This window comes from Parabacteroides sp. AF18-52 (assembly GCF_003479145.1).
GTDB lineage: Bacteria > Bacteroidota > Bacteroidia > Bacteroidales > Tannerellaceae > Parabacteroides > Parabacteroides faecis.
This window is the reverse complement of the sequence record NZ_QUGR01000022.1, coordinates 51,101-74,030: the sequence shown is the minus strand read 5'-3', so window position 1 is coordinate 74,030 and position 22,930 is coordinate 51,101. Positions and strand designations below refer to the sequence as shown.

The 22,930-nt window shown below is 38.0% G+C and carries 18 protein-coding genes and 3 pseudogenes; 19 read left to right on the top strand and 2 right to left on the bottom strand.

The genetic code is table 11. The features are described 5' to 3' along the window. The 17 genes and pseudogenes from DWX23_RS25225 to DWX23_RS22310 form a co-directional block, all read left to right on the top strand. Positions 1–69: pseudogene (locus DWX23_RS25225) on the top strand (DUF1573 domain-containing protein); the annotation flags it as partial. A 207-nt stretch (positions 70–276) separates the two neighbouring features. Beyond that, positions 277–528: an NVEALA domain-containing protein gene (locus tag DWX23_RS22385; RefSeq protein ID WP_122376131.1), complete on the top strand. Its 252-nt coding sequence runs from the start codon at positions 277–279 to the stop codon at positions 526–528. A gap of 84 nt (positions 529–612) precedes the next feature. Beyond that, positions 613–1,734, top strand: a complete 1,122-nt coding sequence (locus DWX23_RS22380) for a 6-bladed beta-propeller (RefSeq protein ID WP_122376130.1) — start codon at positions 613–615, stop codon at positions 1,732–1,734. A 30-nt stretch (positions 1,735–1,764) separates the two neighbouring features. Continuing rightward, on the top strand, positions 1,765–2,787 hold the full coding sequence (locus DWX23_RS22375) for a hypothetical protein (protein WP_122376129.1): 1,023 nt from the start codon (positions 1,765–1,767) through the stop codon (positions 2,785–2,787). 6 nt (positions 2,788–2,793) lie between these two features. Beyond that, positions 2,794–4,305 (top strand): transglutaminase-like domain-containing protein, encoded by a 1,512-nt coding sequence (locus DWX23_RS22370; protein WP_122376128.1) that lies wholly within the window; start codon positions 2,794–2,796, stop codon positions 4,303–4,305. Positions 4,306–4,309: 4 nt separating this feature from the next. Further along, positions 4,310–6,271, top strand: coding sequence for a transglutaminase-like domain-containing protein (locus tag DWX23_RS22365; RefSeq protein WP_122376127.1), 1,962 nt, complete (start codon positions 4,310–4,312; stop codon positions 6,269–6,271). A gap of 28 nt (positions 6,272–6,299) precedes the next feature. After that, a complete protein-coding gene (gene lepB, locus DWX23_RS22360; RefSeq protein ID WP_122376126.1) occupies positions 6,300–7,169 on the top strand; it encodes a signal peptidase I in 870 nt (289 codons plus the stop codon). Positions 7,170–7,179: 10 nt separating this feature from the next. Further along, positions 7,180–9,102 (top strand): discoidin domain-containing protein, encoded by a 1,923-nt coding sequence (locus DWX23_RS22355; RefSeq protein WP_122376125.1) that lies wholly within the window; start codon positions 7,180–7,182, stop codon positions 9,100–9,102. Then, positions 9,099–9,542 carry a hypothetical protein gene (locus tag DWX23_RS25220; RefSeq protein ID WP_233564443.1) on the top strand — a complete coding sequence of 148 codons (444 nt, stop codon included), beginning with the start codon at positions 9,099–9,101 and terminating at the stop codon, positions 9,540–9,542. The genes DWX23_RS22355 and DWX23_RS25220 overlap by 4 nt, the downstream gene beginning before the upstream one ends. A gap of 167 nt (positions 9,543–9,709) precedes the next feature. Further along, the gene (locus tag DWX23_RS22345) at positions 9,710–10,822 is read left to right on the top strand and encodes a BF3164 family lipoprotein (protein ID WP_122376124.1); all 1,113 of its coding nucleotides are present in this window, start codon (positions 9,710–9,712) and stop codon (positions 10,820–10,822) included. A gap of 118 nt (positions 10,823–10,940) precedes the next feature. Next, positions 10,941–11,150: pseudogene (locus tag DWX23_RS22340) on the top strand (DUF1573 domain-containing protein); the annotation flags it as partial. 201 nt (positions 11,151–11,351) lie between these two features. After that, entirely contained in the window at positions 11,352–11,672 is a 321-nt protein-coding gene (locus DWX23_RS22335) for an NVEALA domain-containing protein (RefSeq protein ID WP_122356970.1), read from the top strand. A 129-nt stretch (positions 11,673–11,801) separates the two neighbouring features. Then, positions 11,802–12,839, top strand: coding sequence for a hypothetical protein (locus tag DWX23_RS22330; protein WP_122356972.1), 1,038 nt, complete (start codon positions 11,802–11,804; stop codon positions 12,837–12,839). 100 nt (positions 12,840–12,939) lie between these two features. After that, complete coding sequence (locus DWX23_RS22325; RefSeq protein WP_199673367.1) at positions 12,940–14,958, top strand: discoidin domain-containing protein; 2,019 nt, start codon at positions 12,940–12,942, stop codon at positions 14,956–14,958. After that, positions 14,959–15,294 (top strand): annotated as a pseudogene (locus DWX23_RS22320) (S26 family signal peptidase); the annotation flags it as partial. 233 nt (positions 15,295–15,527) lie between these two features. Then, complete coding sequence (locus tag DWX23_RS22315) at positions 15,528–16,730, top strand: 6-bladed beta-propeller (protein ID WP_122376123.1); 1,203 nt, start codon at positions 15,528–15,530, stop codon at positions 16,728–16,730. Continuing rightward, a complete protein-coding gene (locus DWX23_RS22310; protein ID WP_122376122.1) occupies positions 16,727–18,283 on the top strand; it encodes a DUF4221 family protein in 1,557 nt (518 codons plus the stop codon). The genes DWX23_RS22315 and DWX23_RS22310 overlap by 4 nt, the downstream gene beginning before the upstream one ends. A gap of 130 nt (positions 18,284–18,413) precedes the next feature. On the opposite strand, the gene DWX23_RS22305 is transcribed toward DWX23_RS22310, so the two are convergent. Continuing rightward, complete coding sequence (locus DWX23_RS22305; protein WP_122376121.1) at positions 18,414–19,436, bottom strand: nucleotidyl transferase AbiEii/AbiGii toxin family protein; 1,023 nt, start codon at positions 19,434–19,436, stop codon at positions 18,414–18,416. Continuing rightward, a complete protein-coding gene (locus tag DWX23_RS22300) occupies positions 19,420–20,037 on the bottom strand; it encodes a DUF6088 family protein (RefSeq protein WP_122376120.1) in 618 nt (205 codons plus the stop codon). Before DWX23_RS22300 ends, DWX23_RS22305 begins: the two co-directional genes overlap by 17 nt. Positions 20,038–20,371: 334 nt before the next feature. On the opposite strand from DWX23_RS22300, the gene DWX23_RS22295 reads away from it, so the two are divergent. Continuing rightward, the gene (locus DWX23_RS22295) at positions 20,372–20,809 is read left to right on the top strand and encodes a DsbA family protein (RefSeq protein WP_122376119.1); all 438 of its coding nucleotides are present in this window, start codon (positions 20,372–20,374) and stop codon (positions 20,807–20,809) included. Between the two features lie 142 nt (positions 20,810–20,951). Next, positions 20,952–22,919, top strand: a complete 1,968-nt coding sequence (locus tag DWX23_RS22290) for a hypothetical protein (RefSeq protein WP_233587746.1) — start codon at positions 20,952–20,954, stop codon at positions 22,917–22,919. The last annotated feature ends 11 nt before the right edge of the window (positions 22,920–22,930 follow it).

Sequence of the window (22,930 nt, the reverse complement as noted above, 5' to 3'; positions counted from 1 at the left end):
ATTACGATCAAGTACAATAGTATTAACAACCAACCTGTCAAAGCAAAGATAAAGGGGAATGTTCGGTGATCGAACAAATGGGAGTTTGCTGCATCCCGACAAGAATGTACAAGCAAACTCCCGGAGACCCCGAAAAGGAGGTGTATGATGGTAATATAACCGACAAAACAGAATGCTACAGGTAACATTCGACTATCTAATCCGAATAGAGTAAGCAAAGATAGAAAATAGCCTGATTAAATAATGATTTAAATAAACAATTAAACAGATACGAATATGAAAAAGTTATTTGGTGTCATTGCTATAGCAGCGATAGCAGCAGCAGGCTGGAACTTCAGCCAAAGTCAGAACGAAGTGGAACTGTCAGACTTGGCACTGGCTAATACGGAAGCATTAGCTCAAGGTGAATTATTACCAGGCGGTAATCGATACATAGTCCGTGTACACCCTGGCGGATCAATATCTGGCGGTGATGTACATGTTGAAATAGATTGCGATCCAGGTGGCAGCAGTATTTGTACTAAATAAGACCAATTCCATAAGGGTGTGTCAGGCTTTTTGACACACTCTTATTATATTACATTTTCATTTTATAAACTCAAATTCATTCTTATGACAATGAAATATATTGTGCTCTCATTATCAATAATATTATTATACTCATGTTCTAAACAAGAACCAATAAATGATATTAAAAAACTTGTATTTAATGAAGATGTTAATCCAAATATATTCAACACTCTTACATACAAGTTCATTCCATTGGAAACAAATGATAGTTGCTTATTCAGTGAAATCAGAGAAATAAAAATTGTTGATAACAAAATATATATTATTGATGACAAAAGAAGTAAATTATTAGTATTTGATATATCCGGTAAATTCATCACCCAAATTGGCAATTTAGGAAATGGACCTGGAGAATATGTAGCACCTTCAAACTTCAATATTGACAAAGAAAAACAAATTATCACTATTGCAGATGTAGGTCTAAGCAAACTTTTATATTACGACTTGAATAATTATCAATACATAAATAGTCTAAAAGCATTCTATTTTTCTAATTGTAGCTGGTTGTCAGATGGAAATATAGCTTGGGCAAAAGAAAATTGTTATGATTCAGGTAAAAGGGATCCACATTATGTAAAAATAACAGATTCTAATTTAAACACTATCAATTTATTATATCCTACGGATTTTAAACCTGAGTACTTAATGGTTGCCGGATCTTTTTTTTACACATTCAACCAAAATAGTTTTCTAAATTTACCTTTCATTCCAACAATCTATAAAATAACTCCTCAAAAAATAACCCCAGTTTATGAATTAGATTTTGGCAAACAAAAATTCGCATCAATGGAATGGTTAAAAAGAGAGGCTGAAAAAAATTATTATGGAACAATATCCAAAACAGAATATATATCTGCACAAACAATAAAAGAAACAGATGACTATATTTGTGTTGTATATTATGCACAAGGTCTAAATGCATATATCGGTTTTTATAATAAAAAAAATGGAGAATCTTTTAAACTAAAAGGTTCTGATTTCGCAAGATACACTAATTTACACGGACTAAGCCAAGTCAAAGGCACATATGACAACTATTTTGTATTCATGATACAATCCAGCATATTAACAACATACAACAGTTATCCATCAGAATTAAAGCCTGTCGTTGAAAAAATAAAAGAAGATGACAATCCAATAATTTGCCTATTAAAGTTCAAATAAAAATTACATACTTAAATAAACACTATTCATATGAAATATATATTACTATTTTACTCATTTTTATTTATGACATTTTCATGTCAAGATAAAATGAACATCAAAGATTATAGCATACCTATAAAAACAGATAAACAACTAAACGGTAAAATTCAATTTTCAAAAGATGAGTCTTGTTATTTTTATGATTTAAAAATAATGAATAATTTTTACTTATTTCTTGACGAAAGATCAGATACCGTACTTAGGGTATACAAACAAGGTAACATATCTTATCCTTATGGAAGTTTGTGTAGAAGTTCTGAAAAAGATAAGTTATGGATGCCTTTATTCACAAAAGAAACACATAACTATTTAAATAATACAGAGATCACATTTTTGGTCGACAACAATCAATATTATAAAAGCATAACCCTAAACAACAAAAACAGCAATATAAAAATAAACATATCTAAACTATTTGACCTAAAAAACATGTTTTGTCGTGATTTTAATATCACCTCTAAAGATATTTATGCCATCCCTGTAAGTCGATATAATAAAAATTCTTATTTTTTTTTCAATCCAGATTCCGGCTACTACTGGGTAGATCCATCACCTTCAATCGAAGAGATAATGCCAAAAGACAATCTGTCATACACAAATACTATTTGTCTAAACGAAAGTCAAAACACAATTGTTTCTGCTTATCGCTTTACCAATTATGTATCTTTTTACGAATTAAACGGAACATTAAAGACGACTATTAAATTTGGAGAAACACCTGTCATCCCTATAGTAAATCCTGACCGGGATGAAATAGATGTCAGAAATACTCCTAAATGCTTTACCTATATTTGCGGATCCTCCCAATACGTTTACTGCTTATATGATGGTTCTTCTGATTTCACAGCTCCCTCAAAAATAGCAGTTTTCCAATGGAATGGAAAACATATAGCCACTTGGCAGGCAAACCGTAATCTACGGGCAATAGCTGTAGATAAAAATGATAAGTATATTCTAGCCATAGCATCCAACAAAGATGGACAAGATATTATTAAATATGACTTAGAATAATAAACCATGAAAAATCTTTTTACAAAAAGTATAAACATCTTATTAGCAGCTTTTCTAATAGCTTGTAATACACAGAATGATAAAAAACTGGAACAAGCTCTTGATAATGCTAAAGAAAACCGGCAAGAACTTGAAAAAGTACTTAGCCATTATGAAAAGGATTCGGCAAAACTCGCCGCTGCTCGTTTCCTGATTGAGAATATGCCCTATCATTTCACACAGGAACAATATTATACTTCTTCCGGGAAAGAACAATATCGACCGGAGATTATAAATTTCGACGGATTTCAATCCATAAAAAGTCACTGTGACTCATTAACAAGAAGAGGATACAAAATCAAAACGCATAACAAATACGATATATCGACACTTGACAGCCGCTTTCTTATTGACAATATAGAACTAGCTTTTACTGTCAGGCAAAAACCATGGGCAAAAAATGTTTCATTCAATGATTTCTGTAAATATATCCTCCCCTACCGCGCACAATGTGAAGAGGTTTCTCATTTGAGAAAAGAAATTATGGAGCGTTTCGTTCCCATACTTGATTCAGCTAAAGTAAAAACCCCTCTTGAGGCATGCATCGTACTTAATGAGCATCTGAAAGGCATTATGAAATATGGACATACCGGTCTTCCCTTTTATCCGACCATTGACGAAACCTACCATTCCGGAATCAGCCAATGCGAGGGATTATGCAATCTGGGTACTTTTATAATGCGGGCTTGCGGCATTCCGGTCACAGTAGAACAGACAACCTGGACTAAAATGGACTTGGGGCATAGCTGGTGTGTAGTTTTAGACAATGGAAAATTTTATAGCTTCGGACCGGGAGAAGATCAGCCCGATACACATGCCCGCTCTTTTTCAGAAGTCAGACATCGACGACCTGCTAAAGTATATCGTTCACGTTTTGATCCGGACTTTTCTATTATGGACAGAAAAGACGACGGATATGTTACAACTCTAAAAAGTCCTCTAATTTATGATGTAACCAATGAATATCTGGATAAAACGGCATCGATAAAAGTTTCTGTCGACAAAAACAACAGAAAAAAAGGAAAATCAAATCAAGTCTATTTATGTACTTACAATCACTATGAATGGTGCCCGATAGCGATCGGACATAGAAAAGATACCGTTTGTTATTTCGAAAACGTTGTTGGAGATAACATCTTCATAGTTGCCGATTCACCGGATGGGAGCAAATTGAGAAATATTACTACTCCCTTTTATACGGATAAAGACGGAAATATTCGTAAATTTATCCCTCTAAAAGAACATAAACAAACATTCACATTGAATAAACGTAAGAAAAAACCGGATCAAGTACATACGCTATACTTCTGGGACACAGAGAAAGACAGGTTTACCCCATTAGAATATGTCAGTTCAACTGATACTACACAAACATACGATCAAATACCTGCAAATGCATTACTATGGTTCACTATTCCGGAAAGGATCGTCAACCAACGGATATTTTTTATTGAAAACGACAGTATAAAAAACTATTAATTCAATGAAGGAGATTACAGCAATGAGATCCTATCTATCTACAATTATTATACTATACCTGTTCCTTTTGTTGGGATGCGACAACACCAACAAGAGACAATTGGAATTGGCCTTACAAACTGCAGGAAATAACCGCCAGCAACTTGAAAAAGTTATACAACATTATAAAGGGGATAAACAGAAAGAAGAAGCTGCCAGGTTTCTGATACAGAATATGTTGGGAAAATACTATCTGGAGGGGGATAAAATTGACAAATTCCACCAGTTTATCGATTCTGCATACCAGATAGAACAAGAAGAATACGACCAACAGACTATAAATAACACTTATAGAGCTAATAACAAATACCAACACAACTACGCAAAACAACAAGCTGACTTACAACGAATAAATGCAAATTTCCTGATTACACAGATAGATGCTGCTTTTCAAGTATGGCAAAAAACCTGGAATAAACATCTTTCTTTTGATGAGTTTTGCGAATGGATACTCCCCTACCGGGTTGGAAACGAATTACCGGAGATATGGAGGGAAGAATACTATAATGCCTTTTCCGGATTATTAACGGATAGTATATTGACCGCCCGCGATGCCTGTATTTCCATCAACAATGAACTGATTAAATTACCGATCCATGTCTTTACCGATTTCCCTAAACCTGCAGACATAAAACCCAGTAGCCTTATTCATATAAAATTCGGTTTATGCAGCGACTATACCAACCTGGCAATATATGCCATGCGATCTGTGGGGATACCTGTTACAACAGGAAGTATTCCGCATTGGGGACATAGCAATAATAGCCACGCATTCAACCTTCTATATGGCGAAGATGGAAACTATTATGATTTTGCCGGAGGTGAACACCATCCGGGAGATCATCTCAAACGTTTTGATGGCATACCGAAAGTCTATCAAAAGACATTTTCCGTACAACAAAACTCTTTAGTGATGACAAATACCTCTAAAGAAGAACTTCCGGCATTTTTCAAAAATCCTTTCATGAAAGATATTACGGAACATTTTCCTGCTATTCATCCGCAGACCGTATCCGTTCCATTGACCATAAAAAATACCCACAATAAATATGCCTATCTATGCGTATTCGATCCGCAGGGGTGGTTTCCGGTAGACTGGGGAAAGATATCCGATAAAAAAGTGACATTTAACCATATCGGTTCGGATATTATTTATCAGGTCAACAGTTATAAGGATAACTCCATGCAACCGTTAAGTTCTCCCTTTATCGTCGATTCCACCGGAAAGGTTACCCTTTTCGAATGCCGGAGAGAAAAAGAAGACCTGTACCTTGAACGTAAGTACCGTGAACCCAAACATCTTGAAGCCATACCTCCGGCATTTGTCGGTGGCAAATTCCAGGGATCGGATTATGCGGATTTCCGGATAGCGGAAGATTTATATACGTTCACAGAGGCTCCAAGCTTCAAGTACACCGCTATCGATGTGAATCCTAAAAAGAGTTACAAATATTACAGATACCAGTCTTCTCCCAATCTACGAGGAAATATGGCTGAACTGGAATTTTATGATACAAACAGTCAGGAAATACTTAAAGGGGAAATTATCGGAACAGACAACACCAGCATCTACAACCCGCATGCGACCAAATATAATGTATTCGACGGAGACCCTCTCACCTTCTTCCACACACGCGACAGCATGAGTTGGGCTGGTCTGGCGTTATCAAAGCCGGCACATATCAACAAAATACGTTATATCATCCGGAATGATGATAACGGAATACGAAAAAACAATACCTATGAACTTTTCTATATAGATGAATCGGGAGCATGGGCCTCTGCCGGAAAACAAACGGCAGAGCAGGATGAATTATTAATATATAAACAGATCCCTCAAGGTACTTTATACTGGCTACGCAATTATACCAGAGGAAAAGAGGAACGGATATTTACGTATGAGAATGGAAAACAAGTTTGGTGGTAAAAATTAGTCATAATTTATTCAAACGAATATGAAAAAGCAAACACATAAACTGATCAATAAAATCATTGACATTGTCTTTTGGCTATGTATGACAGTTGCCTTGTGGTTTATTGTACAGGTATTCATATTAGCCTTTTTCAAAATCCCCAGCGATTCGATGGAACCTGGATTAATCACAGGAGACAATATACTTGTTTGGAAACCAACTGTTGGACCTCGCATATTCAATCTGTTCGCCTCCATGAGAAATGAACAAACAGAAATTTATCGCATTCCCGGTTTAAAAAAGATAAAACGCAATGATATTCTGGTTTTCAATTTTCCGCATCCCAACAGTTGGGATAAAATTGAAATGCATATACTCAAATATTACATCAAACGGTGTGTCGGAATACCGGGAGATACCTTATCCATCCGATACGGATTCTTTCATGTGGAAGGCGTACAAATGCCTCTCGGCAACATGGATTCACAAAAAAGAATAGCAGCGACTGAAAAATTTCAAGACGGCATATTCCGGAGTTTCCCATTCGACAGTATCATAGGCTGGAACATCAAGGATTTCGGACCGCTCTATATACCAGCAAAAGATGATTCCGTTACTTTAGATCATACAAACTTCCGGTTATATAAAAAACTGATCGAATGGGAACAACAAGGTAATCTTCAATACAAGGATTCTACGGTTCTTCTTAACGGGACTCCGATTAACGGTTACCGTTTCCGGAAAAACTACTATTTTATGGCAGGCGACAAAGGCATGAACTCACAGGATTCACGTTATTGGGGATTACTGCCCGAAGAATATATTGTAGGGAAAGCCTGGATTATATGGAAATCGGTCGATCCATATACTGATAAATTTCGGTGGAATCGTTTTTTAAAAGTCATTCATTAAATCTAAAACAATGAAAAAAGCATTTATAACAGGAATAGACATACTATTAGCAGTTTTTCTTATCGCCTGCAGTTCGCCGGAAGAAAAACGCCTGGAACAAGCACTTGCCTTTGCCGGAGACAACCGGGGAGAATTGGAGACAGTTTTGAACCATTATAAAGATAACACGGAGAAACTGGAAGCTGCCCGTTTCCTGATTCGCAATATGCCCAGATGGTATGGATATGAAGGTTGGCAACTGGATTCCATCAAGCCGGTGTTGATACAAAAAGAAAAAGGAGAAACCGTTCCTAAAGAGGTAATAGCAAAATGGCAACGGGTTTCTTTCTATTCACTGCCGAAAGTATATGACGCCAAAGTGATCACAGCCGATTACCTGATCGAAAATATCGACCTGGCCTTCAATGTGTGGAAAAGGTATCCGTGGAACCGGGACCTGGGTTTCGATGATTTCTGCGAACTGATCCTCCCCTACCGTATCGGGGATGAGCCGTTGTCATCGTGGCGGAAATTGTATCATGACTATTATACAGCTATACTCGATTCATCCTATCAGGGCGACGATGTGATAGAAGCCTGCAAAGCCGTAGATAAAGATTTGAAAAGGGTCTATTATCGGTGGAATACGGATTTTAGTATCCCCCATCAGAGTGCAGACTTTTTATTCTATCACCGTGTCGGTTTCTGCCGGGAGGCTTGTGATGTTACGCTTTATGCCATGCGAGCCTGCGGTATTCCGGTTGCAAGTGAATATTTCGTTTATTCACCCGAATATCAGCACCCCCATTTCTGGACTACCTTACGCGATACGACCGGAAAGTTTATACAGTTCGGTTTCAATGAGTTCGAAGCTTCCCGAACGAATCCGGGGACAGACGGCAGAAAGAAAGGGAAAGTCTATCGTTACTGTTTCGGTATGCAGGAAGAACCTTTCACCGGAATCACAAGAGATGAAAAAGTCCCTGCTCTGTTCAGAAACCGCTATATCAAGGATGTGACAGCTAATTATTTCGGGGAGAATGAAGTAAACCTTTCCGTACAGGCAGGTTATGATGAATTTATTTACCTGGGAGTTTTCAGTCCGGGCGGCTGGATTCCGGTCGATATGGCACTCAATCACAAAGGAAGCGTGACTTTCCGCAACCTGGAACCGGATGTTATTTACCAGCCTTTGATCTCGGACGGGCAAAACCACCGGGCGGCTGGTTATCCGTTTATTTATAAGAATGAAACAGCTTATTTGCTAAAACCGGATACGATTTCCATGAAAAAAGTTATACTGAAAAGAAAAATGTCGCTTATGCCAACTATTGCCGAATTTCTTTATCGGGCCATTATCGGGTCGAAAATAGAAGTGAGTACAGATCTTTCTTTTACCCAACCGGATCTGGTATATCAGTTCAATGATACACTGGATTACAATTATTACAAACTGACACCTCCGGATATTAACAAGAAATACAGATACATAAAATATATTGCTCCATCGGGAAAACGAATGGAACTCAGTGAACTTTCTGTTTTCAAGGATTCCTTATGCAAAGAACAGATTCCATTAAAACGAATGAACGACATAGAACCTGTACAGGCATTGGATCACATAACAGACGGAGATATACTCAGCTATTTTCAGGCAAGAGATACTTCTTGTTTTATCACATATGATCTGGGAAAAACGACAACGATTGGAAAAGTCGTTTTCTCACCACGCAACGATGACAATTATGTCTGGCCGGGAGATGAATACGAGCTCTTCTATCAGGACGGAGTAAACGGGTGGAAATCGCTCGGGATTCAAACCGCTACCGGCTGGGAACTGGAATACCGTGTTCCGGACAATGCGTTGTTATGGCTGCGCGACCGGACCAAAGGACGGGAAGAACAGGTTTTTATTTATAAAGAGGGGAAACTGTATTTTACGGTTGATTTATGAAATACAGACAATATATAAGTTACTCATTACTTGTTATCAGCGGAATTTTTCTGCTGTGCACCGTTTTTGCCACAGACACAGGACTGGCTAACGGGGTGGTCACAGGGAAAATTCTTTGGTTTCATCTGTCGATGTTATTTCTGGCGACATGCAGCCTGCTGGCTGCCGTGCTGACAAGACCGGGGAAACTGTTTGCTTTTTCATATCCTAAACCTCTAAGTGGTTCTATTTCAATGACAGGTATTTATTTCAAAAGAATACACGTTATTGCTATCTATACGTTTTCAGTGCAAAAGAATGGTAACCCATACAATGGAAAAACGCTAGTCGGAGCTTATCTGATTGAATGTAATGACTTAAATACCTCCGTTGCCGATAGTTTATTATTAAGAAATAAAAACAGATCAATTAAAATATTACAAAAAAATACTCTTTTCTAAATATTTTGCACGTGAGAAGTGTATTTCTATAAAAGAAAGGAGGTATATTAAAATCACTTAAAATCAACAATCAGAATGATGGTGGTATCCAATGGATACTAATATTATTCAAACATCTGAGCTGAATAAAAGTAGGCAAATAATGCTTCATAAATTATGATATTAACATGAGAACAATTAACATTATCATTTCGGTTGTATTTCTTAGTCTATTTATTTGTTGTAATTCCAATAATTGTGACAAGAAATATTTTAATGGAGATATTCAATATTTTGAAGAAAACAGTACAACAACAAAAGTAGTCAAGAGTAAAATTCTCACATTGAATGGGAATAATACCGGCATGATAGCTGTATATGATTCACTGTTGATTTGTTGGAGTCCTAGTTATCAAAATCATTTCTTTAAGATTTTCAATGTGGATACAGGGGAAGAAATTGGAACCTTCTGTAACAAAGGGCGGGGCGACAATGAGGTAATATCCGTCGGTTGTATAATGCAATTATTTAAAAAAGGAAATGATATAATGACTTTACTTTATGCCTCTAATGAAGGTAAATTATTTTTATGGAATATCAGCCAATCTATAGAAAAAGGCACGACAGTATATGATGCAATTGTCCCATATAACAATGATCGCATATTCTTCGAATTTTATCAATCAGATGATATACTTTTTGCCTATAAACCTGCTGAATATTTGAACGCGAACGAAGCTGCTACTCCATATTATGAAAAACGTACGATTTCCACGAACAAGTTAATACAGGATTATCCCATTTACAAAACAAAGTCTGTACAAAACAATAATGTAAACGAGAGAAATTCTGTAAACTTCTTTTTTTATACATGGGATGCAGTGAAACCTGATGGCTCTAAGATTGTCCAGGTTATGAAACATCTTCCGCAAATAAATATCTTAGACATTCCTACAGGAAACCTTACGGGATACAGAATGAAAAACAGTCCTGATTTTTCTCTTTTGGAAACGAATATGGAGTCCATGGATGTGTTTTATAATTGTGTACATGCAGATGACAACTATATTTATGCAACTTATTGGGGGAGAAAACCATGGGATGACCATCTTGGCGTTGAACTTCCGAAGTTTAATATGATACATGTATTTGACTGGAACGGTAAACTCCTTTATAAACTTACAACTGATCGCTCTTTCTATCGTGTATGGCTAGATCCAGTAAGAAAACGATTATATACAATAAATCTGAATAATGACGAAGTGTATTATTTAGACTCAGAAGATATTATCTTTCATTAGAGAAAATCCTACTTTTTCAAGTAACATAGACAGTAACGAAGAGACAACTACATTCTCGCTACCGAAGGGAAAAGCGAGAATCCGATCATATAATTAAAAATATGGTATCTGAAACAGCAATCCCCTCGTAATCGTGGACGTAAGTACCATCTGCGGATGCACGGCAGCCACTTATGAGAAACGGCCTGCAAAATCCGGAGAAACTCTCCGCGTGAGAATCAAGATGACACCGAAGGATATAGGTTTCTTCGATGAAGTCGTGACAGTCAGGTACAACAGCATGAACAATCAAACTGTCAAAGTAAAAATTAAGGGGAATGTTCGGTGATCGAGCAAGTGGGAGTTTGCTGCACGACGGCAAAATTGTACAAGCAAACTCCCGGAGACCCCGAAAAGGAGGTGTATGATGGTAATATAACCGGCAAAACAGAATGATACAGATATCATTCGACTATCTAAATCCGAATAAGGTTGACAAAGATAGAGAATTACCTGCAATGAAAAATAACGAAATAAATTTATAAATAAGATGAACAAGAAATTCTTTGGCGCAACACTCATAGCTGCACTCGCAATTACAGCAAGCTGGAACTACCAGCAGAATGAAAATAAAATTGAAATGTCAAATTTAGCACTAGCCAATGTGGAAGCACTGGCTAACGAAGAAGGATGGGGACCTATAGTAGAAAAAACTTGTTATACTGCTTTTAGTGGATATGATAGTAATATCTATTTAACATGTAGTCAATATTCAACTGACGAATCCGTAAAATATCCCTGTGGTGCAGCTACTTCACAAAAACCAGCTTGGGGTATAACACTGGTTGGTAAATGTTACCAATACATTTAATACTGGTAACATTTGTGCCAATAATGGTATTTGTGATTAATAACACCACATATTAACCTTTATCATCTAAGAAGTTATGGTATAATAACTTTTTAGATGATATTGAAACAATAGAGAAAATTAACGATTATGAAATATGCATTTTGTTTGTTATTCTGCTTTGCATTGATGGGATGTAAAAAGCAACAAAGTAATTCTTTCGATATAAAATACGTAAAAGAAGAGATGACGGAATATGAGGTATCGCCCCAAATATTACCGATTGATCTGTTAAATCCAACCGGCATCGTTTCACTGGATAGCTTTTTAGTTTTTGTCCAACGACATGAAAGTAAAATCTTAAGGATTTTCGATTTGGAAGGACGCAAGTTGTCCGATAATATTTTAAGCAAAGGAAATGGACCGGACGAAATCGTCTTATTCACACGTTTCAACCAGTATTATCAACAAAATAACCACTCTTTTATTTGGATACAATCTTTTCCTAATTTTATGGGTTTACTGGATATTAATAAGTCCGTACAAAACAATAGGGTAGTATTTGAGCGAAAAGTCAATTTTGTTTCCGGCAAATCAAAAGCCCTATTTGAAGAATCCAATGCCGTATTCGAATTAAGCGATTCTGTTTTTCTACTGACCAAAGACCCGATTCGGTCTCAAACCATAAAAGAGAATCCCAACCCTTTCTATGTAAAATGGAATTACCATTCCAACGAAGTATATGACACAATTTACATCAACGATTTGAAAGATATATCTTTAGAGAATCGTTTAATTTACAGTGCCTATCCGGCCATTCGCCCCTGTCACAAAGATAAAATAGCTTTGTTTTATACCTATATGGATGCCATTGTTATTATCGATCTAAACACGAAGAAGAAAACAAAATTAGGTTTATCGGACAATGGGTTAAATTCTCTTTTAGCAATAGAACAAAAAAATCAAATACATTACGAGGCTTTTGCCACAGACTCTTTGATTTGGGGATTAAGAAAAGACGAAGCTGCAAAAACCATACTGAATGTGTATGATTGGGATGGAAATTTTAAATATAAAGTTCGTTTAAATGCCAATGTATCCTACTGCTGTATCAATGAAAAAAATAAGACCCTGTATGGTATAGACGAAAACGATCAAATATTGGCATACAAGTTAGATTTCTTATAACAAAAATTTGCTTCAATATAGAATAGACTTTACACACAAAATCATGATACGGATGAAGTGTACTATATTGATTTAAATGAATTAAATTTATAATAATCAAATGAAATACTCACTATTTCTACAAACAATCCTCATCCTGTCTTTTTTCCTGACAGCCTGTACCTCTCCAGATGACCTACGCCTGGAACAAGCCTTGGCGTTTGCTGGGAACAACCGAGGAGAGTTGGAGAAAGTACTCTCATATTATGCCGGTGATTCTTTGAAACAGGCTGCCGCCCGCTTCCTGATTATGAATATGACCGGACACACGGGATATGATCCTTCCATTATCCCTCTCTTACAACCGGTTTACCAAAAGCATGTGGCCATTTCCCAAAAATACGATTGGAAACGACCGAATGACTGGAGGAAAGAGATCAATGAATTGTGGAATGAAGAAAGAGTGAAAATCAATTTATATAAGTATCCCAACATACAAGATGCCCAAACGGTTAAAGCGGATTGGTTGATCAAAGAAATAAATTTGGCATTCAAGGCTTGGAAAGAAAATGTTTATACAAAAAACGCCCCTTTTGAGGAGTTTTGCAAATATATCCTACCCTACCGATTCAGTGACAAATTCTGTCTCGATAATAACCGAAAGACTTTTTATGACCGCCATCATGGGATATTCGACGATGTGTCAAAAGATTTCAGGGAGGTAACCGATTCGTTGCACTTTTTGTATAGCGATATAATGAATAGTGCCGGTTATGCGGCTTCCATGCCGATATGCAATATCGCGGGATATGAACAGATCAAAAGAGGAATATGCGATATGCAAACCCAATTCAACGCGCACCTCATGTCTGCTTTGGGAATGGCTGTCGCCATTGACTTTGTACCAATGTGGGGAAACCGCTCGGAAGGACATAGCTGGAACGCATTAATTGTTGATGGAAAAACTCATCCCTTCGAACCGTTCTGGGATGAAGACAGATGGAAGTACAACAAACTGTACGGCAACAGTGATTTTATCGATCTGAAAGCATCGAAGTTCAGGCTGCCGAAAGTGTTCCGAAAATCATACGAATACTATCTGACCGGACCGATGGCAGACAAGAACGAAAAGCCGAACAACATTCCTAATTTATTCAAAAACCCTTGGATACGAGATGTCTCTACCGAATACTTCCAAACGTCTGACGTAACGATAGACTTGTCGGAAAACATTCCCGAGAATACCTGTTATTGTTATTTATGTGTCTACAACGCCCTGAAAATGACCTGGCATCCTGTTCAATGGGGGAAAATAAACAAGAAAAAAGTCATTTTCAAAAATATGGGACGTGGCATCGTGTATTTACCGGCTTTCTACCAAAACGGAGAAGTCATACCTGCCGCTCCACCTTTTATTCTTGATAAAAACGATAAATGCAAACAGGTTACTCCCAACCGACATGAAAAAGAAGAGATCACGGTCAACACGATAACTCCTTTAAGTACCGGTCTCACCCACACACTTGTCGGTGCCCATTGGATCGGATGCTATATATCCGGTAGTGAAGAACGGAAGGATACTTTATGTACATTGACAGATTCGATAGATAGCTACTGCAATTATATCACATTTGATACCTCAAGAAAGTACCAGAAGATTTGTTTGGCTTTGCCGCAAAAGACCATTGCCATCAGTGAAATTACGTTTTATGAAAAAAACGAGAGCCGACCAGAAGAAATACCGGATATCCGCGTAACCGCAAATGTTTCGAAGGATTCAGTAAAAGAACTTTATAAAATCGTAGATGGTTTATCCGGAACCGGCTTTCTGGGTTCTTTCGATAAAGATACCCCTAAAGAGAAGATACTTACATTCGATTTGGGCAAAGAAACGGAAATAACTGCCATATCAATTATTCCCAAGTCGGGAATACAGGTGGATAACCGGACAAACTACACTTTGTATTATTGGGACAACAAGTGGATAGAGGAAAAAACAGTCAAAGGCAATGGGGAAAGCATCACTTTCAAGAACATTCCATCCGAGGCATTGTATCTCATAAAATCCGACAAACCGGCAGATCCGTATTTTACAGAAAGAATTTTCACCTATAAAAACGGGAGGATATATTGGTGGTAATCAGAAATTTATCGCATTCCCGGTTTTAAAAGGATAAAACGCAATGATATTCTGGTTTTCAATTTTCCACATCCAAACAGTTGGGATAAAATTGAAATGCATATACTCAAATATTACATCAAACGGTGTGTCGGAATACCGGGAGATACCTTATCCATCCGAAACGGATTCTTTCATGTGGAAGGCGTACAAATGCCTCTCGGCAACATGGATTCACGTTACTGGGGATTACTGCCCGAAGAATATATTGTAGGGAAAGCCTGGATTATTTGGAAATCGGTCGATCCATATACTGATAAATTTCGGTGGAATCGTTTTTTAAAAGTCATTCATTAAATCTAAAACAATGAAAAAAGCAATCCTGAAAAGAAAAATATCATTATGCGGCGGTTACAAAGATTTTCCGCACCGGGGAATCATTGGTTCCCAGATGGAAAACAGTACTTTACGGTTGATTTATAAACTAGAATAAGTCTGATTTATTTTAAAGAAATATTTTCAAAACGTATAAATAATGAATACATTTACACCGATGATCTGATTTTAATATAGCAAACAGTTAGATTTAGATGAAAAGAGTTGACGTAATTTTAGCTATATTCCTGATAATAGCAACAGGGTGCGGAGGTAATAAAAAATCGAACAGCTCCAATAATAACACCAGCACAGTTGCTACACAGGACACTTTCATCACGGTTGATGTCAGTAAGAAATACCCCCTGAAGGAGTTAATTCTTCAGGATATTATGGATATAGAATATATTCCGTTAGAGTCTACAGACGAATTTCTTTGCCAAGGCGTTGTACAAGCTATAGGCAAAGAAATTATATTAGTGAAGAACGTCATCAACGATGGTGACATTTTTATCTTTGACAGAAACGGCAAAGGTTTGAGAAAGTTCAACCGTAAGGGACAAGGCTCTGAAGAATACATATTTAACCTAAGTGTTTTCTTGGATGAGGATAAAGGCGAAATATATGTTGACGAAGTAATCAGAAACGTATTAGTATATGATTTATATGGAAATTTTTTAAGAAACATCCATAGAGACAAAGTTAAATGGATTAATGCAAGTAATTATAACTCAGATTTTTTGATCGCCAGAGAATCACCATCTGCCCAGAAAGGTAAAGACACAGATAATCAACTATTTGTGCTTATATCCAAACAAAATGGAAATGTTGTCAAAGATTTTCGAATCTATTTTGAAAAGAAAATAGAATGGGGAATAACCAACCATGCAGGAAATACAGGAGCTGCACCTCGCCCTTATCCTATCATCCCTTATCACGATGGTTGGCTTCTTATGGAACCTTCTTCCGATACGATATTCAGAATCTCACAAGATTATAGTTTATCCCCTTTTATGGCAAGGACACCGTCCATACAATCCATGAAACCTGCCGTATTCCTCTTGCCCTGCATTTTTACCGATCGCTACCATTTCATGGAAACAATAACAATGGAAGCCAATTTGTTAAGAAACGAAGGATTCCCGAAAACGCAGTTGGTATATGACAAAAAAGAAAATTCATTATTTGAATATACTATGCTCAATAATGATTTTCCTGAAAAAGGCCCTGTGAATTTTACAATGCAGGAAACCACTAACAGTGAAATCGCATTTTGGCAAAAAATGGAACCCCATGAACTTATTGAGGCTTATGCAAAAGGACAATTGAAAGGGAAATTGAAAGACATTGCAGCGGAACTGCAAGAGGATTCAAATCCTGTAATAATGTTAGTAAAATACAGAAAAGTTACCTTATGATACCCCAAAAAAGAAGAACTGATCTTTATTTGTTTAATTGGACTATAGTGTTGATAGCAATCATTTCTTTCAATTCATGTAAAGATCACAAGACAATTTCCTTCAATCAAGATTATTCGATCGATACAGTAAAGATGTCGATCGGAGACAGTTGTCTTCAAACATATACTACACAAAGAAACAGAGTCTATGGAAATAACTTCTATTGTTTCAATAAATTACAACATTGCATCGATATATTCGATCTATCGGCGAAACAACTCATTAACCAATTAAAGATAGACCGTGAAGGGGCAAATGGAATAACAAACATAGAGGCCTTTTGTGTTTGTGGTGATTCCATTTTCATTCAAAATGAAACGAACTATATACTAATGAATCATCGGGGAGAAATCATCCGGAAAATATCCAAAGACAAATTAAACAACCTCATCGATCAAAACATATATTCTTTTTTCCCTACAAGTATTACATTATCCAATTTTGAAAATCTCATATTCGATAAAAAATACAATGAATTAATAATACCCATCAATATAACAGACCCGTTGGCACTAAAGGATAAATCCTGTATTGCGACAATAGATATAGAAAAAGAGACTGTGAATTTACTTCCTGCGTATTTTCCTTCTACCGTAACAAATAAGTATTATGGGAAATTAGCGACTGCCCAGATATTAAGCAAAGGGGATAGTATTATATACAATTTTGCAAACTCATCATACGTATATATATACGATCGTACAAATAAACAGACCTATGAATATAATATAAAAAGTGATTATACCCCCAATTTATCTGAAAGCTTAGACAAAAACGCCAATATGAAAGGGGTATTTGACCACTATTTACATTCGCTGTTTTTTCATAATATGCAATACGACGAGTATAGAAATCTTTATTACCGCATACATACAGATAAAAGTAACGACAAATCGGCATTTAATAACAAAGAGACATTTCTTACTATCATAAATTCGCAGTTTGAGAAAATCAATGAAATAAAATTACCGTCCAATACTTATCCCGTATTCAATATAGCACCTAACGGGCTAATATTCGTTTTCATGAAAGGTCTGGATGAAGACTATTTCAGTTATGCAGAACTAACAAACTCCAACATTTACAAAGTGTCCAGTCCATCGCAAGCGAATATTCTCCCCCAGGAAACTGCTGTTAAAAACAAAAACAGCCAAACCCCCAAAAAGGTATCAACTAAACCGGGAAAGGCTCCTGTAATGACTTCTGAGAAAATCGGTAACTTTATAAAAGAGAATATGATATATCCTGAATATGAATTAGAAAACAAGATTGAAGGATATGTATATGTTGTTTTAGAAAGTGATAGTACAGGAAATGTTATAAGTTACAATATATCTGAGATAGCAACAACTACCGATAATGAGAATTTTCGTAAAGAAGCGCTCAGGATAGGCCACTTAATCAAACAGATTTATCCCAACATCACTTTTGCTTTCCATGTACCTTTTCTTATTGATAACTATCTGGAGAATCATAAAAATAAAGTCAACTCATATGAGAATAACGAATAAATCAATATACCCGAACATATTAACAGAAACCTATAATTAGACGACTAATTGTATTCACAACTCCATATATTGCGATTATCACTATGGATATAAATATATAGTGCTCCATAGCCGTTTCAATCTTTACATATTAGTCCATTGTCTGAAATCGGGTTTGGAGGACTTCAAGGCGGGAGATTAAGGTGTCGAAGGAGAGTTTGTCGCCGTAAATCATGGAAGACTTCATGGCGTCATAATCAATACGCATTTTGTCTCTGAGTTCTCCAGTAGGGCAGAAAGCTATTGTTACCGGGAGATTGAGGTCATAGTTCACACCTCCGACGTGATAAAAACGGCGGCGATGTTCGATGATTTCCTGATAGAGCGGCATATCGGTGAGAGCTGCGGCGGCAAATGGGGTGTCCATCAGTCGCTCTAAGTCGTAGAGGTGTCGGCTCATACGATCAGTACGTGGGTTTTTACGTTGATATTCTTCGTTGAGAAGAAATGCTTTTTCAAGGAATGTACGGATTGGGGAAATTGTCGGTATGTCAGCTACAATCTCATCGTCGATTTGCTGGAATTTATCACCCACAAGCGATGATATATGCCTGACTTCGTATGGTTCTTTCATTGAGAGACAGCTAACTTCGATTTTGATTATAGGGCGCACATATTGATCGGATTCAAGCCTCGGTGTATAATGAACCTCAACCACAACAGGATCGCTGTCATGGTCAATGGGGATGCCATCTTCCTTATGAGTCACAGGCAATACTTTACACTCGCCAAGACCCGCTTCGGAAAGTTTCTTTTTCAGTTCGTCTGCGAACTCTCCGATAATGTAGTCGCGATTAACGATGCGTAAATTCTTGACTTGGTTGTTTGTTGCAGCCTTTGCACATTCTCTGCCTAGCTCATTGAGGTAGAAGTCTCGATAAAGAGCAATGTCGATATCCTCCGAAAAACGGTCAATCAGGTTCCAGCCTTTACTCAAGCTCGTACCTCCTTTGAAAAACATATATGGTGATGGAGATAGGGTGAACAATACCTTAAGAATGGCGGTTACCCACCAGTCTTTTTCAACAGCACCTTCACTTATTCTCTTTTCCTCGGCAACAATATGTGCAGACTGCTGTCTGTCTGGAGCCGATACATCAATCCATTTGCTCATAGCCGTATATCTTTGCTTTAGTGTTCATTATTATCAATCTTATCCAGTTTGGCGCGTGGGCAATATCTTCTTGCCAGGTACTTTCTTCCGGGTTCTTTTTTAGAACACCATACACGACATCAAGCGTCTCGTCTGTGATATTGCTCTGCCCGATGGACTGTAATGCTAATACAAGAACCGGCATTATCTTTCCCTTATATGCAAAAGTGCTTGGCACACGATGCTTGAGTGTAATTATGCGATTCCCTATTTTAAGTTTCCGCGAGGTACCGGAAGTCAGATATATTATGTTCATCGGCACCTGTGTTGAGAAACCCAGATAGTTTTCTGCAGTCGTGCCATGAGGCAATAATTTTGCGTCATCACGTTTGGCGACAGCTTCAGCGATTTCGTATGGTGTAGGCATTACCGGGCCGAAACTCGACATTACAGGCTTTACATAAATGCCAAAAGCCACCCTCACAAGTTTTCCGACCTTAGCAAGTTCGGCCAAAACATTGGCTGCGTGGCGCGTATCAATCGGCATGAAACTGTCTGGTAAGAATATCGTTCCCTTCTTACTTCGATTTATTTTTGATATGATAGCCTGTTTCTGTTCCATATTAGTACTTTGAAGAAATGAAAATAAACATACTATTTTCATTTTTATATACTGCAAATGTAGATATTTACACCCAATGTGCCAAGCAATTAGACTGATTATTCAACGATTTCACATATATAAATATCATATGGTTACTGAATGACTTCTTGAGTTGGCATTTAAGGAATAATCACGCAATCGAGATGTTACCGATAGATGCTATTCCTCTTTAATCCTTCTTATTCCTATCTATTCCCTGATAAACCGTTTTGGTGTTTTGGAGAGGGGTTACATTTGTAATGTTTTCGAAAACAAGCAAAGTAATTCTATTAACACTAAAAAATGTAAGATTATGTCAGTAAAGTATCGTTTAGTTGAGCGCAAAAATTTAGGGAATGATAAAAATCAAACTCCGGTAAAGCTATATGCACAACCTGTTTATTCCGATCTGGTCGGGTTTGAAGAGTTATTGGGTGAGATTAGTGAAGCCGGTATCCCCTCCAACCAGGTGAAAGGAGTCATCGACCGTATGAACTACCTGATAAGAAAACACCTGGCTGCCGGAAGACGGGTACAGTTCGGCGAATTCGGAAATTTCCGCTACGGGGTAGGTTCGACCGGTTCTGCCACGGAAGATGAATTTCAAACCAATATGATCAAAATTCCGAGAATCGTTTTCAGCCCGGGTACTACCCTGCGTAAAGCCCGCAAAGACACCGGCTTTGAGAAAAAAGGAGAAACGGTTGTAAAAAACAACGGAGGTAACAGCGACAGACCGGAAATTGAATAAAGCAGTCAGCACGGTAAATTGAACAATCTAAAAGAGGGTATGCCAAAAAATCCCGGCATACTCTCTTTTTATGTTCATTTTGAGCACTTTATCCGGATATTTTATTTACATTTGTATACACTTATTCATCAGTTATTTGGTTATGAAAACATTAAGGGAGTTACACGCATTCTATTTCATTTTATGCTTTGTCCTTTGCTCCTGTCATACCCAGGATACATATCGCTGGAAGAATCAGGATGACAGAATGGTTCTCATGTCCGGAAAGACCATTGTAGGAGAACTGAATCCATCTGTAACCAAAGGAATGAACCGTACGGATCAGATTGAAAAACTCGATTCTTGTACCTTTAAGATCACCAGCCGGTATATTGCGCTGGAAAATATCGAACGAGCCAGAATCTGTCTGGATTTCGTGCACAGATCTGCTTCAGATTATTGGATGATCCCTTCCGTCTCCTACAACGGGAACAACTGGGGACGTGGAAAAGAACCCAAAGGCGCACAACAGAACGGAGAATGGAGAACGTATTCTTATCGCAGCACGCCCATACCCGGGGCAACCTACTCGGAAGGAACCAGATTTGCCGTTGCCATGTGGAGCGATGTTCCTCAAAATGAAAAAGAAAGTTTCTCCTGTTCGCTGATGCCGGACAAACAAACCACTACACACCGGCTGATATGGCCGGAAGAGGAAAAACCTGTTATGTATGCAGCCAGAGACCGGTACAAACCCGGATATCAAAAACAGGAAAAACTATCTGCAGGAGATACGATCACATTGACTGCCTATCTTACTGTCAGCGACCTCCAGCCGCACCATTACGCTATACGCCACTTTTTACGCGAAGCCTGGGACCGGGCAGACAAGCAGGGAACAGATATTTATCCTCCTGAAAAAATCTGGAACTTAGGTCTTCGGTATGCCAAAGAGTATCTATGGGTGGAAGACGGAGCTTTCAGAGGCTTTACGATCGGTTTCTCGCCGGATAAAAGCGGGGGATGGAGCAAGCGGAAAGGTTATGAGATCGGCTGGTGCGGACAAAATGCTTCTTTTGCCAATTCCCTCCTTTTCGATTACATTAAATATAAGAATAAGGAATCCCTGGAAAAAGGGTTGGCAACTCTCGACGCATGGGCCAAACTCTGCCAGCTGTCCAACGGGCTTTTTATCACGAATTACGACCGCGTCTCCAATCAGAAAAATCTGAATGACAACATCGTTTTAGATGCCTGCAACCTGGGAACGGCAGCCCTTAATTATTTTGAAGCAGCCGACCTCGTGAAAGCATGCGGACTATACAGGCCGGAATACGAACGCCTGGCTTTCGGCATCTGCGACTTTGCCAAAAACGACCAGCAGACCAATGGCGTATATGCCCGGGGCTGGTACTCGAACGGAGAATGTTTCTACCGGGAAGGTACGATCGGCTGTTTCCTGGTCCCTCCGATGCTGGAGGCTTTCACCAGATCTAAAGACAGCACTTATTTTGTTTCGGGTACGAGGGCATACGATCATTATGTCAGTGAACTGAAAACGAAAGGATATTCTACCGCCGGTGCTCTGGATACCTGGTGTATCGACAAGGAATCGTCCATCTCCCTTCTGCGTTCGGCCTTGAAATTATACAAGCTGACAAATAACAAAGAATACCTGGACGATGCCGTTGCTATCTCCTACTATTTATCGACCTGGCTATGGCATTACAACGGTGTTTACCCGGAAGACGATAATTTCACCCAATACAATTATAAGACATTCGGTGGTACTTCGGTTTCCGTACAGCATCACCACCTGGATCCATACGCCCTGTTCTGGGTGCCGGAATGGTTGGAACTGGCTAAACTGACCGGTGACGGCCAATGGAAAGAAAAAGCAATCGCCATCTGGAATAACGGTTGCCAATTGATCTCCGACGGAACATTAGTGATCAACGGACGTGTCCGCCCCGTCGGTTCCCAGAATGAAGCCTATCTGCAAAGTCACTGGAACTGGGATGCAGCTCCCCGTTTTGACAGGATCAATTCATGGCTGGTCGCCTGGCCCGGAGCTTTCAGATTGGAAACATTAAGAAAGTTGGACGCTATCGATCTGCCACAAATAGAGTAGAATATTTGTAG